Source organism: Streptomyces sp. NPDC059668 (assembly GCF_042734135.1).
Classification (GTDB): Bacteria; Actinomycetota; Actinomycetes; order Streptomycetales; family Streptomycetaceae; genus Streptomyces.
Map to the genome: position 1 here is coordinate 44,566 of NZ_JBHWEL010000008.1, position 13,986 is coordinate 58,551.

Genomic DNA, 13,986 nt, shown 5'->3' on the forward strand with positions numbered 1-13,986 from the left:
TCCCTCCGGCACACCACAGGCGCGCCCCGGAACGCACCCGGCCGCCCGAGGACGGATCACACGTCGAGGTCCACCACGACCGGCGCGTGGTCCGAGGCCCCCTTGCCCTTGCGCTCCTCACGGTCGACGTACGCGTCGCCGACCGCCTTGGAGAACGCCTCGTTGCCGTACACCAGGTCGATGCGCATGCCTCGGTTCTTGGGGAAGCCGAGCTGGCGGTAGTCCCAGTAGGTGAACGGGTGGTCGTACTTGAGGGGGCGGGGGACCACGTCCGACAGGCCCGTCTCACGCAGCGAGGTCAGGGCGGCGCGCTCGGCCGGGGTGACGTGCGTGGCGCCGTCGAACAGGGAGATGTCCCAGACGTCGTCGTCCGTCGGCGCCACGTTGTAGTCCCCGAGGACGGCGAAGGGCCTGCTGCCCGCCGCGTCACCCGCGACCGCCGCCTTGAGGGCCTCGAACCACTGGAGCTTGTACGCGTAGTGGGGGTGGTCCACCTCACGGCCGTTCGGCACGTACACCGACCAGACGCGGACCGGGCCGCAGGTCGCGGAGACGGCCCGGGGCTCCTCCACGCCCTCGTAGCCGGGGTCGCCCGGCAGTCCCCTGACCACGTCCTCCAGGCCGACGCGCGAGAGCACCGCCACGCCGTTCCACCGGCCGGTCGCGTGCACGGCCGCCTCGTAGCCCAGCTCGCGCAGCGCGTCGACGGGGAACTGCTCGGCGGCGACCTTGGCCTCCTGGAGGCACAGCACGTCCGTGCCGCTGCTCTCCAGCCAGGCCAGCAGCCTCGGGAGGCGGGCGGTGATCGAGTTCACGTTCCAGGTCGCGATGCGCATACCCGACAACCTACCGGGCGGGTACGACAACGGGTCCCCGCGGCCCGCTCGGGCCCGGGGCCCGCCCCCGCGCTCAGATCTCCGCCGACGTCCCCGGCGCGAGCCGCAGGTGCTCGGCGCCGCCCAGGGCGCCGATCTGGTGGTCGTAGATCGGCCGGGCCAGGTCCGTCAGCAGCGCGTCGTGGATGTCGTACGCGCGCTGGGGCCTGACCTCGCGGACGTACTCGATGACCTCGGCGATCTTGTTCCACGGGGCCATCACCGGGAGCATCAGCGTCTCGACCGACCCGTCGGGGACGGTCAGGGCGTCGCCCGGGTGGAAGACCCGGCCGCCGTCGACGAGATAGCCGACGTTCGTGATGCGCGGGATGTCCGGGTGGATCACGGCGTGCAGCTCGCCGTGCACCTGGACGTCGAAGCCGGCGGCGGTGAACGTGTCGCCGTGGCCGACGGTGTGCACCCGGCCCGGGAAGGCGGCGGTGAGCCGGTCCGCGACCGATTTCAGGGTCCAGACCTCGGTCCCGGGGGCGGCCTCCAGAACGGCCCGCAGCCGCTCCTCGTCGAAGTGGTCGGGGTGCTCGTGCGTGATCAGGACGGCGTCCGCGCCGACGGCCGCGTCCTTCTCGCTGAAGACGCCCGGGTCGATGACGAGCGCGCGCCCGTCCTTCTCCAGGCGGATGCAGGCATGCGACTTCTTCGTGAGCTTCATGGATCCATCCTGCCCCCGCCGGGCGGCCCGGGGCCTGCTCAGCCTGGTGCTCCTGCCCGGATGATCACTCCTGGGGCGTGGTCTCCTCCCGGATCACCGCCTGCGCCACCCTGAACGCGCTGTTCGCGGCCGGGACACCGCAGTACACCGCCGCCTGGAGGAGCACTTCCTTGATCTCGACCGGGGTCAGGCCGTTGCGGAGGGCGGCACGGGTGTGGAACGCGAGCTCGTCGAGGTGGCCGCCCGCGACCAGCGCGGTGAGCGTGACACAGCTGCGCGAGCGCCGGTCGAGGCCCGGCCGGTCCCAGATCTCGCCCCAGGCGTAACGGGTGACGAACTCCTGGAAGTCCGCGGAGAACGCGTCCGCCGAGGCCAGCGCCCGGTCCACGTGCGCGTCGCCGAGCACCTCGCGGCGGACCTTGATCCCCGCGTCGTACGGGTCGGCCCGGCCCACGCTGTCGGGCTGGGCGAGGACGGCCGGGGCGATCTCGGCGACCGGGGCGAGGGGCGGCGGCGAGGCGAGCGCGGGCTTCACCGGGGCCGCCGTGATGGCCACCTGGCCGGTCGACGAGTCGTAGGCGGGCTGCCAGGCGGTGGAGAAGTGCCGTACCAGCAGGTCGGTGACGGCCGCGGGCTGCTCCACCGGGACCAGGTGCGAGGCGCCGGGCACCACCGCGAGCCGGGCGTCCGGGATGCCGGCGACCAGGGTCCGCGCCTCGGCGGGTCCGGTGACCTGGTCGTCGGAGCCCACGAGGACGAGGGTGGGGGCGCCGATCCGGCCCAGTTCGGCCCGTACGTCGAACGCGGCGAGCGCCTCGCAGGCGGCGATGTAGCAGCCGGGGTCGGTGGTGCGCACCATCTGCACGGCCCACTCGGTGATGGCCGGCTGGGCCGCGGCGAACCCGGCCGTGAACCAGCGTTCCGGCGAGGTGCGCGCGATCGGGTCGAGTCCGTTGGTCCGCACGATCACCCCGCGCTGGCGGAACTCGTCGGCGGATCCGAAGCGGGGGGACGCGGCGATCACCGCGAGGGAGGCGATCCGCTCCGGGTGGCGCAGGGCCAGTTCGATCCCGAGGGCCCCGCTGAACGCGCAGCCCGCGTAGCCGAAGCGGTGCACCCCGAGCGCGTCGAGTGTGGCGAGCAGCCGCCCCGCGAGTTCGGCGAACGAACCGGCCGGGTAGGCGGGCGCCCCGCCGTGGCCCGGCAGGTCGAACCGGAAGATCCGCCAGTTCTTCGCCAGCTCCGGGACCTGTCGGTCCCACATGTGCCAGGTGGTGCCGAGCGAGGGGCCGAGGATGAGGACCGGGGCGTCCTCCGGTCCGTCAAAGCGGTATTGCAGGTGTTCAGGCGTCGTCGTGCTCACCCGTTCACGTTCCCACATCCCACATTTTCTCATGCCGGGGGTTCGGGACGCCCGCCAAACCTCCCCACACCTTCGCGCCCCCTCGCAGCTCCTCCACGCCGGGCTTCACGCCCCCCTCCTGACGGCCCCGGGCCTCGGCGGGGAACGCCGTTACCCTGGGGGGATGACAAGCGGGATGGGAACCGGCCCTGTTCGCTTCAGCACGGTCGGTCTCCCGGAGGGCCAGCGTGTCGCCCTGTGGGAGGCGCACAACGCGGCGTCCCTCATCGGTGTGCACTGCCGCTCGCTGCGTGACGACGCGCTCGAGGCGACCGAGATCAACCTCCAGCTGCCGCACGTCCACCTGGCCCGTGTGGCGGGCAGTCCCCATGTCGTGGAACGGACCCGGTCGGTGGTCCGGGACCTGCCGTCCGAGGCGATCGCGTGCTACTTCGCGCTCGCCGGGGACGCCTTCTTCTACCACGACGACGGAGTGCGGGTGCTGCACCCGGGGCAGCTGATCGTCTGCGACGCGGACCGGCCCTTCATACGGGGTTTCTCGCAGGGGCTGGAGGAGCTCGCGGTGAAGGTGCCGCGGTCGGTCTGGCAGGAGCTCGGCGGCCCTCCGCTGTCCCGGCCCATGGTCTTCGACGTCGACGAAGGGGCCGCGCAGGCAAGGGCTCTGGCCCGGATGGTCGACCGGGCGGTGCTGCCGAAGTCCGCGGAGGCGGTGGAGGAGGACATCGTGCTGGAGCTGCTCGGCAGCGTGGTGTCGGGCCGCCCACCGACCACGGCGGCCGTGCACCTCGCGACGGCCCGGGCCTACATCGACGAGCATCTGACGGAGCCCGGACTCTCCGCGGCGCAGGTCGCCCGGGGTATCGGGGTCAGCGAACGGCATCTGTCCCGCGTGTTCGCGCACGGCGGTGAAAGCCTTCCGCAGTACCTCATCGGCCGCCGTCTCGACCGCGCCCGCGCGATGCTCGCGGCGGGCCGGGCCGGGAGCGTCGCCGAGGCGGGAGCGGCCTGCGGTTTCGGGTCGGCCTCCTACTTCTCGCACCGGTTCAAGGAGCGGCACGGCGTGGGCGCCGCCGAGGTCCTGCGTGGGGGACGCGTCGGGCGGTGAACACGGGACCCGGCCGCCGGCGCGGATGCCGGCGGCCGGTCGGCGCGCTCCGCCCGGGCCCCGCGGCCGTCCGGGACGTCCAGGTGCGGTCGGGGGGCGGCGGTCAGGTGCCGTCGGGGGCGAGCACGATGTCGAACCGCACCCGGGACCAGGCCCGGTCACCGAGGTCACGTCCGTCCGGGGTCGGGCTGCCCGGTCCCTGGGGGTGGAAGTCCTTGACGAGGGACTCCTTCACGCCGAAGACGGCGTCGCCGTCGAGGTGTTCGTCTCCGCGGACGAAGATGTGGGTGACGAGGGTGCGCAGCGCGGGGGCGCTGACCATGAAGTGGAGGTGCGAGGCGCGCATGGGTGACCGGCCGGTGGCCGCCAGGAGCTGCCCGACCGGACCGTCGTGCGGGATGGCGTACGGGGTGGGGGTCAGCCCCCAGAAGCGGTAGCGGCCGTCGGTGTCGGTGAACAGGTGGGCTCGCGCGGCGGTGCGGTCGTCGTCGTACTGGGTGTCGTAGAAGCCGTCCTCGTCCGCTTCCCACACCTCGACGCGCGCGCCGGGGACCGGGGTGCCGGCGGTGTCGGTCACGGTGCCCTCGACCCAGCACGGTTCGCCCACGGCGCCGAAGGCCATGTCGCCCCCCGGCTCGATGCCGGGACTGTCCTCGACGAAGAACGGTCCGAACACGGTGGCTTCCGTCGCCTCGCCGTAGGCCTCGTTGTTGACGGCGACGGTCTGCATCGAGACGCCGAGGACGTCCGACAGGAGGATGAACTCCTGGCGCCGGTCGTCGGTGATGTGACCGGTGCGGGTGAGGAAGTCGATGCCCAGGTCCCATTCCTTCTCGGTGAGCCGGACGTCCCGGACGAACGCGTGCAGGTGCTGGACGAGGGACTCCAGCACCTGCCGCAGCCGCGGATCGGTGCAGTCGGCGAAGGACTCCAGGACTCGGCGTGTGACCTCGGCCTCGATGTCCCGCTGCTTGTCGCCGGGGGCGTCTTCGGTGGTGTCGGGGGTGTGGGTCATCGCGGTTCGGCTCCTTCCCAGGCCGTGCGGAGCAGGTCGGTGATCGCCGGCAGGGTGACAGGGCTCGGGTTGCCGGCCGGGGCGGCGGCGACCACGGCCTCGGCCGCGGCGGCGATGCCGCCGGACGGCATGCCGAGGTCGCGGAGCGAGCGCGGTGCGTCGAGCCGGTCGCGCAGCCGGGCGAGGCCCTCCCGGGCGGTGGGTGCGCCGAAGGCCTCGGCGAGGCGCTTCTCGGCCTCGGGCGCGGCGGTCCCGTTGAAGGCGAGGACGTGCGGGAGGACGACGGCGTGGGTGGCGGCGTGCGGGAGGTTGAACATGCCCCCCAGCACGTGGCAGATCTTGTGGTGGAGCCCCGATCCGGCGGACGCGAAGGCGAGGGCGGACAGGTACGCGCCGTAGAGCGCCTGCTCACGGCCCGGCAGTGCGCCGGGTTCCTCGACGACCAGCGGCAGTCCGGTGCGGAGCGCCCGGACGCCCTCCGCCGCGAGGGCCTGGTTGATGGGGTCGGCCCGGGGGGCCCACAACGAGTCGACGCAGTGCGCCACGGCGTTCAGGCCGGAGGCGGCGCTCAGGGCGGCGGGCAGGGTCAGCGTCAGCGCGGCGTCGTAGACGATCACGCGCGGCAGGACCCTGCGGTCGGTGCCGGTGGTCTTGGCGGAGCCCTCGGTCAGTCCCCAGACGGGGGTGGCCTCGGAACCGGCGTAGGTGGTGGGAACGGCGACGATCGGCAGCCCGGTGGTCAGCGCGACCGCCTTGGCCAGGCCGGTGGTCGAGCCTCCGCCGACGCTGACCAGGACGTCGGCGTCGTGCGCGGCGGCTGCCGCACGGGCCCGTTCGGCGACCTCGACGGGGACGTGCATCACGACGTCGTCGTGCCGGTGGACGACGGGCAGGCCGTCCGTGACGCGCTCGGCGATCTCGCCCTCACCCGCGCCGGCGATCACCATCACGCGGCGCGCGCCGAGGAAGTCGATCTCGTCCGCGAGGCTCTCCGCCGCCTCACCGGAGGCGAAGCGCACCCTTTGCGGCAGGGTGTCGTGGAGGAAACGCATCGTGGCTCAGTCCCTTCCCAGGATGGAGAGCAGGGCCTGTCGCAGCCGGCCCTCGGGGTCTTCGGGCAGCGTCATGGAACGCCACGCGATGTGCTTGTCCGGACGCACCAGCAGCACTCCGCTCTCCTCGACCTCGCGCAGCTTGGCCCAGTCGTAGTACAGGTCGGTGACCTCGCGGCCCGGGCCGATGACGACCGTCTCGAGTGGGACGCCGAGTTCCTGGGCGATCTTCTCGCCCGCCCGTGCCCACGCCTCGCCGGCGATACCGGTGAGCAGTGTCCACCGGGTGTAGGGCGCCAGGTCCATCAGCGCGAGGCGCCGGCTGCTGTCGCCGACCCAGGCGTGCGGCAGGTGGGAGCCGGGAACCGTGGACATCTCGTAGTAGAGGTCCGTGTCCCGGGTGGGGGCGGGGAGAGCGGAGCCGTCGGACAGGACGGCCGAGGAGGCGTAGAACTGGCCCAGTTCGACGCCGTGCGCGTTGAACTCGTAGTTCTTCAGGTCCATGGCCCGTACGAGCGCGGCCCGTTTGGCGGCGCCCGCGGGGGTGTTGTCCTTGCGTTCCTCGATCGCGGCTGCCATGTCCGCCTCGGTCCGCGCGTCCAGGACGCCGAGGGCTTCGAATATGTCCACGAACTCCCGGCTGGAGCGGTTGGCCCGCTTCACGATGCGTTCCGCGACGGGGGCGCGTTCGTCGGTGTAGGTGTCCAGCAGTGCCGGAGCGGCCTGGCCCCTGAGCACGGCGGCCAGTTTCCAGGCGAGGTTGTAGGCGTCCTGGACCGACGTGTTGGAGCCCAGGCCGTTGCTCGGCGGGTGCCGGTGCACGGCGTCGCCGGCGCAGAACACCCGCCCGAGGTGCAGGCGGCTCGCGTACATCTCGTTGTTGCCCCAGAGGCTGGTGCCCGTGATCTCGACGTCCAGGTCCGGCATGCCGAGGAGGTTCCGTACGATCTGGATCGCCGCCGGCTCGTCGACGACGGGGGGCTCCTCCGCGATGTCGTAACCCCACACGATCAGCCACTCGTTCCAGGGGCGGATCATGCGGACCAGACCCGCGCCGATGCCGCCCACGTTCGACCCCGGCTGTACGACCCAGTACAGGACCGAGGGCCGGTGGGACACGTACGGGGAGATGTCCGCCTTGAAGGTGATGTTCATCGATCCGGCGACGTCCATCGCGCCCTCGAACGGCAGACCGATGTCGGCGGCCACCTTCGAGCGGGCACCGTCGGCGCCGATCAGGTACTTGGCGCGGATGCTGTACCGCGCGCCGGTCAGCCGGTCGAGGACCTCGACGGTGACGCCGTCGGCGTCCTGGGTGTGGGAGAGGTACTCGGTGGAGAACCGTGTGTGGGCGCCGCGCTGTGCCGCGTTCCGTACCAGGATCGGTTCCAGGTAGGTCTGGGGGATGTCCACGGTCAGGCAGGGGGACGCGAGCCGGTAGTCGGCCTCACGGTCGGGGCGGGTCCCCCAGGTGTGGATGCGGCCGATCTCCTCCCCGGTGATGCTCGTGCAGAACACGGTGTCGCCGACCAGGCCGTGCTCGGTGGCGTCCGCGAGGACCTGGGACTCGACACCGAGGTCGCGGAAGACCTCCATGGCGCGCTGGTTGGTGATGTGCGCGCGGGGCGTGTTCGCGGTCCACCGGTACTTGGTGATCATGATGGTGTCGATGCCCAGGGTCGCCAGCAGCAGCGCGGCGCTGGCGCCGGCCGGCCCGGATCCCACGACGACGACCTCGGTGGTCACAACGGAGTCGGAGGGCGGTTCTGTCTCTGGGGTCCCGTCGTTGAATTCCGGCATGTTCGTGATCGCCTTTCGTGAATCCGGCGTCATTGCCGGAGACGTCAGTGTGGAACCGGGTGGGCGGCCACGGAATGGCGTGAGGCGATGTCGGCGGGAACGCCAAGGAGTGGCGGATTCGGGAAGGACGGCGGCCGCGGGACGCGCCGGACACGGCCCGGCGAGGACCGTGCCGGCCTCGCCTCCCCCGCACCCGGGCCTGTCGTGGGGGCCGGCGGGGGCGGTGCGTTCCGGCCCGGATCACCGGCCGGTGACGACCGCCCGGGACACGCGGATACGACCCGACGGCCGTGCACCGCCGGGCTTTTGACGAGGGGTCAGGCCGAGGTGGGCAGGAGCGGCAGTTCGAGGCGGCCCGCGAGCTCGTCGACGCCGATGCCGAAGGTCTCGCGCACCGAGACGCCCGCCGGGGTGATGTCGAAGACCGCGACGTCGGTGTAGACGCGGTCGACGCAGCCCAGCCCGGTCAGCGGGTAGGTGCACCGCGGAACCAGCTTGGGGGCGCCGTCCTTCGCGAACAGCGTCATCATGACGAAGACCTTCTTGGCGCCGATCGCCAGGTCCATGGCTCCGCCGACGGCGGGGATGGCGTCGGGTGCGCCGGTGTGCCAGTTCGCGAGGTCCCCGGCCGCGGAGACCTGGAAGGCGCCCAGGACGCAGATGTCCAGGTGGCCGCCGCGCATCATCGCGAAGGAGTCGGCGTGGTGGAAGTAGGCCGCTCCGGGCGGTTCGGTCACGGGGACCTTGCCGGCGTTGGTGAGATCGTGGTCGATCTCGTCGCCCCGGGCGGCGGGCCCCATGTTGAGCATGCCGTTCTCGGTGTGGAGCACCACGCCGGAGTCGGCCGGCAGGTGGTCGGCGACGAGCGTCGGCTGACCGATGCCGAGGTTGACGAAGGCGCCGTGCGGAATGTCGCGGGCCACCAGGGCGGCGATGCCGGACTTGTCCAGCGGGCCGCGCCCGCTGTCCGTCCCGCGTCGGATCGGGGTCATGCGGTCGCCTCCTGTACCTGTACCACGCGGTCGACATAGATGCTCGGCGTCACCACGGCCTCGGGGTCGATCATGCCGGTGTCGACGATCTCGCGGACCTGTGCGATCACGGTGGTCGCGGCGGTGGCCATGACGGGCCCGAAGTTGCGGGCGGTCTTGCGGTAGACGAGGTTGCCCATGCGATCGGACCGGTGGGCGCCGATCAACGCGACGTCGCCCTTGATCGGGTACTCCAGGACGTGGGTGCGGCCGTCGATGACGCGGGTCTCCTTGCCTTCGGCCAGCAGGGTCCCGGCTCCGGTGGGGCAGAAGAAGGCACCGATGCCGGCACCGGCCGCCCTGATGCGCTCCGCGAGGTTGCCCTGCGGCACCACTTCCAGCTCGATCCTGCCGGCCCGGTAGAGGCCGTCGAAGACGTACGAGTCGGACTGCCGGGGGAAGGAGCAGACGACCTTGCGGACGCGGCCCGTCGCCAGCAGCGCGGCCAGCCCGGTGTCGCCGTTGCCTGCGTTGTTGGACACGACCGTCAGGTCCTTCGCGCCCTGGCGGATGAGCGCGTCGATCAGAGCGACCGGCATCCCGGCCATCCCGAAGCCGCCGACGAGCACCGTCGAGCCGTCCTCGATCCCGTCGACGGCCTCGTCGGCATGGGCACACAGCCGTATGGTCATCGTCCGGTCTCCGTGACGTTCTCCAGCACGACGGCGAGCGCCTGGCCGACACCGATGCAGATCGCCGCGACGCCCCATCGCCCGCCGGACTCCTTCAGCCGGTGGGCCAGCGTCCCCAGGAGCCTGCCGCCGGAGGCGCCCAGCGGATGGCCGATCGCGATCGCCCCGCCCTTGGTGTTGACGATCGCGGGGTCGATCCCCCAGGCGTCCACGCAGGCCAGCGCCTGCACCGCGAACGCCTCGTTGAGTTCGACCGCGGAGACGTCCGCCCAGGTGATGCCGGCGCTCCGCAGGGCCCGGGCCGCCGCCTCCACCGGCGCGAAGCCGAACATCTGCGGCTCCAGTGCGAACACCCCGCGCCCGGCGACGCGGGCCAGCGGATCGACGCCGATACGCGCGGCGGCGGCCCCTGAGCCGAGCAGCACGGCGGAGGCGCCGTCGTTCAACGGCGAGGAATTGCCCGCCGTGATCGCACCGTCGGGGCGGAAGGCCGGCTTGAGAGCGGCGAGCTTGTCGATCGTGGACCCGGGCCTGATGCCCTCGTCCCGGGCGAGCGTGCCGCCCTTGCCGTCGGTCGCGACCGGCGTCACCAGGTCGTCGTAGAAGCCCGCCTCCCAGGCGGCGTCGGCGAGGTTGTGCGAGCGGACGGCGAACTCGTCCTGCCGCCCGCGCGGGATGCCGAAACGGTCGGCCAGCTGCTCGTTGGCCTCGCCCAGGGAGACCGTCCACTCCTTCGGCATGCGCTCGTTGACCAGCCGCCAGCCGACAGCGGTGGACACGGCGGTCACGTCGCCGACGGGATAGCCGCGCTCGGGCTTGGGCAGCACCCACGGAGCCCGGGTCATCGATTCCACACCGCCGGTGAGCACGATGTCTGCGTCACCGGTCTCGATGGCACGGGAGGCCATGATCGCCGCGTCCAGGGAGGAGCCGCACAGCCGGTTGACGGTCGTGGCGGGAACCGAGGTGGGCAGTCCGGCCAGGAGTACGGCCATCCGGCCGACGTTGCGGTTGTCCTCGCCCGCGCCGTTGGCGTTTCCCCAGACGACGTCGTCGATACCGCTCGGATCGAGCTCCGGCACCTTGGCCAGGACCCCGTTCACGGCGAGCGCCGCGAGGTCGTCGGGCCGGATGCCGGCGAGAGCGCCGGAGAACCGTCCGAAGGGCGTTCTTGTCGCTGCGTACACGTAACTTTCGCTCACGCCCTCACGGTAGGGTCGTCCGCTTCATCACGTCCAAGACACAGTGCGAAGCAATTCATAAGAGCGCCTTATAAGCTGGGGTCATGGAACTGCGTCAGGCCCGCTATTTCCTCACCCTCGCGGAGGAGTGCCACTTCGGGCGCGCGGCGGCCCGCCTGCACGTCGCCCAGCCGGCCCTCTCACAGCAGATCAAGGCACTGGAGCGCGAGCTCGGCATCGCCCTCTTCCACCGCTCGACCCGGCACGTGGAACTCACCGAGGCCGGCCGTCACCTGACCCCGTACGCCCGCACGCTGGTCACCGAGGCCGAACGCGCACGGGTCCACATGGCGGAGCTCGCCACCGGCCGTGCCGGCCGCGTCTCCGTCGGGTTCATCGGCACCGCCACGTACGACGTCCTGCCCCGCGTCGCCCGCACCGTACGGTCCGAGCTCCCCCACCTCACCCTCGACCTGCGGGGCGAGCTGATCACCCCGCAGCTCGTGGAGGGTCTGCTCACCGGCACCTACGACCTCGCCGTCTCCCGTGCCGGCGCGGCCGGGACCGAGGGGGTGCACATCACGCCCTTGCGCACCGAACCCCTGATGGCCGTGGTGCCGGCCCACCATCCGCTGGCGGCCGACCCGCGGATCGCGCTGAGCGCGCTGGCCGACGAGCCCTTCGTCATCCACCCCTCGCAGCCGCGGTCCGCGATGTACGACCGTGTCCTGGCGGCCTGTGCCCGGGCCGGTTTCCAGCCCTCGTCCCTCATCGAGGTCGGTGAGACCGCGACGCTCGTCGTCCTCGTGGCCGCGGGGCACGGTGTCGCGCTCGTGCCGCAGTCGGTACGGAGCCTGCGGCTCGACGGCGTCACCTACGTGCCGCTCGCCGAGACGGAGACCATCGATCTCGTCCTGGCCCGCCGGGCGCACCGCAACCCGCCGGCCGTGCAGCACGTCGCCTCGATCATCGAACAGTGCGCGCACGCCTGAGTCCCGCCGAGGACGCTCCCTCTCCCGCGTGAGTGTCGCGGCCCGCGCGGCTGCCGCCGTCCGCGGAGCCTGCTTCCTTTCAAGGGTTCGCTGACAGGTTCGCGGGGTCCGCGGGCGGGTCCGGCTGACGGGTCCGCGTGCGCGGGTTCGGACCCCGCGCACGCCGTCCGCTCGGGTCCCTCGCCTGCACGGCGCCGCCCGGGGCCGGGCGCCGGCGTCAGAACTCGCCGGGTGCGCCCAGGCCCGTGAGTGCTCCGACGGGGTCGAGGTCGGGGGTGCCGCGCGGCCACCAGTCGTCCTGTCCGGGTTCCGATTCGTACGCGTACCAGAGTCCGTCGTGCCCCAGGCGCAGTTGGGCGTGGCCGCGGGGGTGCGTGAGGTGGTTGCGCCAGGGTCGGAAGGCGGGGAGGTCCGCGGCGAGCAGGAGCGGACGGGCTCGGTCGAAGCGGCCCGCGGGCGGATCCCAGGGCTCTTCGAGGACGCTCAGCCCCTCGATTCCGCCCTGACGCCAGGCGGCGACCGCTCGCGCCAGGTCGGCCGGGGTGCGGCCGGCGGCCGAGGCGAGCGAGGAGTAGAGGGCCCGGGTGGCCGCGGTGAGCCCGGAACCGGGGCGGGCGGCGGCGAGCCGCACCGCGTCCTGCCAGAGCGTCAGCTCGGCGACCGGGTCCCGGCCCGCGGTCAGCAGCGCGTGCGCGCGGGCCGCCGCGTCCGTGGCCAGCTGGTCCAGCGCGAACGGGTCGGGACCACCCGGCGCACCCGGGTACGTCGGCGGCTGCTCGGGGTGCGCGGGCGCGGGCAGGGGTGCCGGAAGGGGCGGCAGGGTCCGACGGGCGACGGCGTCCCGGGCCCGTACGCCGGGAAGGGGCGCCGGCTCCTGCTCCTGGGCGGCGCGCGCCGCACGGGCCGCGTTGCGACGGGAGAGTCCGTCGAGCAGCTCGCGCTCGCCCCGGCCGCGCAGCAGGAGCAGGACGAACGGGTCCTCGTCCAGCAGGCGTGCCGTCTCGTAGCAGAGCGCCGCCGCGTGTTTGCAGGGGTGTCCGGAGTCCGGGCAACTGCAGTGCGGTTCCAGGTCGCCGGGGCCGGGGAGCAGGTCGACCCCGCAGTCGGCGAGCGAGCGGGGCATCTCCTTGTCGAGCAGCGCCGCGATGTGGCCGGGCCGCTCGGCGGCCGCGTCGAGGAAGCGGTCCCAGTCCCCGTCGTCCAGCGTCCGCAGGGCGACCTGCACACGGTAGGGGCGCGGCCGGCTCCCCTGCACGTACGCGAGCACCAGCCCCGGTGTGACCGTGATGGCGTCGACCCGCCCCCTGTCCGCGTAGGCCCGCCCCCGCGCCAGCCGGGCCGCGTCGAGCGCACCCTTCTCCAGGGCACCCACCCAGGCATTGCCCCACCATGTCCGCGCGAACAACGGCTCGGCGTCCGGCGTCCGCGCCGGGAGCGTGGAAAACGTACGGCGCAGCTCTCCGTCCCGCCCCGGGGACGCCATGGACCGCGGCAGTGCGCCCGCCCGGGACGCGCTCCGCTCCCCGGACACGACGGAATCGACACCTCCGGGCCCGGCCGTCCCGGCGGCGGTCCGGGTGCGCCCGGGGGTCGCCCGGGGAAGCTCGGTGCTCCCGGCGGTCACCGTGCCCTCGGCGGTCGTGCCACCGGTTTCTGTGTCCCGGCCGGTCGACCCGGTGGTCTCCATGCCCTCCATGCCCTCGGCGAGGTCGGAGGGGTCGGCCCCCGCGGCGTGCTCCCGAGGGGTCTCCGGGCGCGTGGTTCGGCGGCTTCGCGTCTCTGCGTCGGGCGTCTCCGGAGGCGCGGCAGGAGCGGCGGTACGCACGCCGGGCGGCGGCGCGGGGTCGGGGCCCGGCGGTCGCGTCGTACGGGGCCGGGGGTCGGCGTCGGGCAGCTCGAAGGCACCGGCGAGCAGGTCCCGTACGTCCCGGATCCGCGCTCCCTGATCATGGACGCGCGGGGTCCGCCGGGCCGCGGAACCGGTCGGCGGTGTGCGGTCGGTGAACCTGCGCCGGGACTCGGCCGCCTCGCTCGCCGCGTCCGTCCGTGCCTGCCGTGCCTCGCCGCGTGCGGCGCGCAGGGCCTGGCGGGCGACGTCACCCGGACGGGGGGCACCCGGGACCGGACCGACCTGGCCGGCCGGCGCGGTCGCGTCCGTGGTGGTGGACCGACGGAGCGCCGAAGGGTCGCCGGGCGCCGCGGGCTCCGGGCTCGACCCGGACGTGGCGTCGGCTGCGGACACGTCGTCGGCAGGGGCAGCCGGACCGGCA

The 13,986-nt window shown here is 73.1% G+C and carries 12 protein-coding genes; 2 read left to right on the forward strand and 10 right to left on the reverse strand.

The annotated features are described in order from the left end of the window. Window positions 1–56: 56 nt before the first annotated feature. The 3 genes from ACFV2J_RS08935 to pcaC all read right to left on the reverse strand — a co-directional run bounded on the left by ACFV2J_RS08935 (window position 57) and on the right by pcaC (window position 2,908). Window positions 57–836 carry an exodeoxyribonuclease III gene (locus tag ACFV2J_RS08935; RefSeq protein WP_385088506.1) on the reverse strand — a complete coding sequence of 260 codons (780 nt, stop codon included), beginning with the start codon at window positions 834–836 and terminating at the stop codon, window positions 57–59. Window positions 837–909: 73 nt separating this feature from the next. Continuing rightward, window positions 910–1,545 (reverse strand): MBL fold metallo-hydrolase, encoded by a 636-nt coding sequence (locus tag ACFV2J_RS08940; RefSeq protein ID WP_385088508.1) that lies wholly within the window; start codon window positions 1,543–1,545, stop codon window positions 910–912. A gap of 64 nt (window positions 1,546–1,609) precedes the next feature. Next, window positions 1,610–2,908 (reverse strand): 4-carboxymuconolactone decarboxylase, encoded by a 1,299-nt coding sequence (gene pcaC, locus ACFV2J_RS08945; RefSeq protein WP_385088510.1) that lies wholly within the window; start codon window positions 2,906–2,908, stop codon window positions 1,610–1,612. 163 nt (window positions 2,909–3,071) lie between these two features. Here pcaC and ACFV2J_RS08950 point away from each other — a divergent pair, with 163 nt between their 5' ends. Next, window positions 3,072–4,013: a helix-turn-helix domain-containing protein gene (locus ACFV2J_RS08950; protein ID WP_385088512.1), complete on the forward strand. Its 942-nt coding sequence runs from the start codon at window positions 3,072–3,074 to the stop codon at window positions 4,011–4,013. 103 nt (window positions 4,014–4,116) lie between these two features. On the opposite strand, the gene ACFV2J_RS08955 is transcribed toward ACFV2J_RS08950, so the two are convergent. From ACFV2J_RS08955 to ACFV2J_RS08980, 6 genes are all read right to left on the reverse strand, one after another. After that, window positions 4,117–5,028: a dioxygenase gene (locus ACFV2J_RS08955; RefSeq protein ID WP_385091904.1), complete on the reverse strand. Its 912-nt coding sequence runs from the start codon at window positions 5,026–5,028 to the stop codon at window positions 4,117–4,119. Then, window positions 5,025–6,080, reverse strand: a complete 1,056-nt coding sequence (locus tag ACFV2J_RS08960; protein WP_385091907.1) for a maleylacetate reductase — start codon at window positions 6,078–6,080, stop codon at window positions 5,025–5,027. Before ACFV2J_RS08960 ends, ACFV2J_RS08955 begins: the two co-directional genes overlap by 4 nt. 6 nt (window positions 6,081–6,086) lie before the next feature. Further along, the gene (locus tag ACFV2J_RS08965) at window positions 6,087–7,880 is read right to left on the reverse strand and encodes an FAD-dependent oxidoreductase (RefSeq protein WP_385091910.1); all 1,794 of its coding nucleotides are present in this window, start codon (window positions 7,878–7,880) and stop codon (window positions 6,087–6,089) included. 317 nt (window positions 7,881–8,197) lie between these two features. Beyond that, complete coding sequence (locus ACFV2J_RS08970) at window positions 8,198–8,872, reverse strand: 3-oxoacid CoA-transferase subunit B (protein WP_385091913.1); 675 nt, start codon at window positions 8,870–8,872, stop codon at window positions 8,198–8,200. Continuing rightward, entirely contained in the window at window positions 8,869–9,543 is a 675-nt protein-coding gene (locus tag ACFV2J_RS08975) for a 3-oxoacid CoA-transferase subunit A (protein ID WP_385091916.1), read from the reverse strand. Before ACFV2J_RS08975 ends, ACFV2J_RS08970 begins: the two co-directional genes overlap by 4 nt. Further along, a complete protein-coding gene (locus ACFV2J_RS08980) occupies window positions 9,540–10,745 on the reverse strand; it encodes a thiolase family protein (RefSeq protein WP_385091919.1) in 1,206 nt (401 codons plus the stop codon). Before ACFV2J_RS08980 ends, ACFV2J_RS08975 begins: the two co-directional genes overlap by 4 nt. An 83-nt stretch (window positions 10,746–10,828) precedes the next feature. Between ACFV2J_RS08980 and ACFV2J_RS08985 the strand changes: the two genes are divergently transcribed. After that, on the forward strand, window positions 10,829–11,716 hold the full coding sequence (locus ACFV2J_RS08985) for a LysR family transcriptional regulator (protein WP_385091921.1): 888 nt from the start codon (window positions 10,829–10,831) through the stop codon (window positions 11,714–11,716). A 217-nt stretch (window positions 11,717–11,933) separates the two neighbouring features. Here the strand turns inward: ACFV2J_RS08985 and ACFV2J_RS08990 are convergent, their stop codons facing one another. After that, window positions 11,934–13,958, reverse strand: coding sequence for an SWIM zinc finger family protein (locus tag ACFV2J_RS08990; protein ID WP_385437879.1), 2,025 nt, complete (start codon window positions 13,956–13,958; stop codon window positions 11,934–11,936). Window positions 13,959–13,986: the final 28 nt, after the last annotated feature.

Bases quoted from the DNA above. Each gene is read 5' to 3' on its own strand.
- ACFV2J_RS08935 (WP_385088506.1), bottom strand. From the start codon at position 836: ATGCGCATCGCGACCTGGAACGTGAACTCGATCACCGCCCGCCTCCCG.
- ACFV2J_RS08940 (WP_385088508.1), bottom strand. From the start codon at position 1,545: ATGAAGCTCACGAAGAAGTCGCATGCCTGCATCCGCCTGGAGAAGGAC.
- ACFV2J_RS08950 (WP_385088512.1), top strand. From the start codon at position 3,072: ATGACAAGCGGGATGGGAACCGGCCCTGTTCGCTTCAGCACGGTCGGT.
- ACFV2J_RS08955 (WP_385091904.1), bottom strand. From the start codon at position 5,028: ATGACCCACACCCCCGACACCACCGAAGACGCCCCCGGCGACAAGCAG.
- ACFV2J_RS08960 (WP_385091907.1), bottom strand. From the start codon at position 6,080: ATGCGTTTCCTCCACGACACCCTGCCGCAAAGGGTGCGCTTCGCCTCC.
- ACFV2J_RS08965 (WP_385091910.1), bottom strand. From the start codon at position 7,880: ATGCCGGAATTCAACGACGGGACCCCAGAGACAGAACCGCCCTCCGAC.
- ACFV2J_RS08970 (WP_385091913.1), bottom strand. From the start codon at position 8,872: ATGACCCCGATCCGACGCGGGACGGACAGCGGGCGCGGCCCGCTGGAC.
- ACFV2J_RS08975 (WP_385091916.1), bottom strand. From the start codon at position 9,543: ATGACCATACGGCTGTGTGCCCATGCCGACGAGGCCGTCGACGGGATC.
- ACFV2J_RS08985 (WP_385091921.1), top strand. From the start codon at position 10,829: ATGGAACTGCGTCAGGCCCGCTATTTCCTCACCCTCGCGGAGGAGTGC.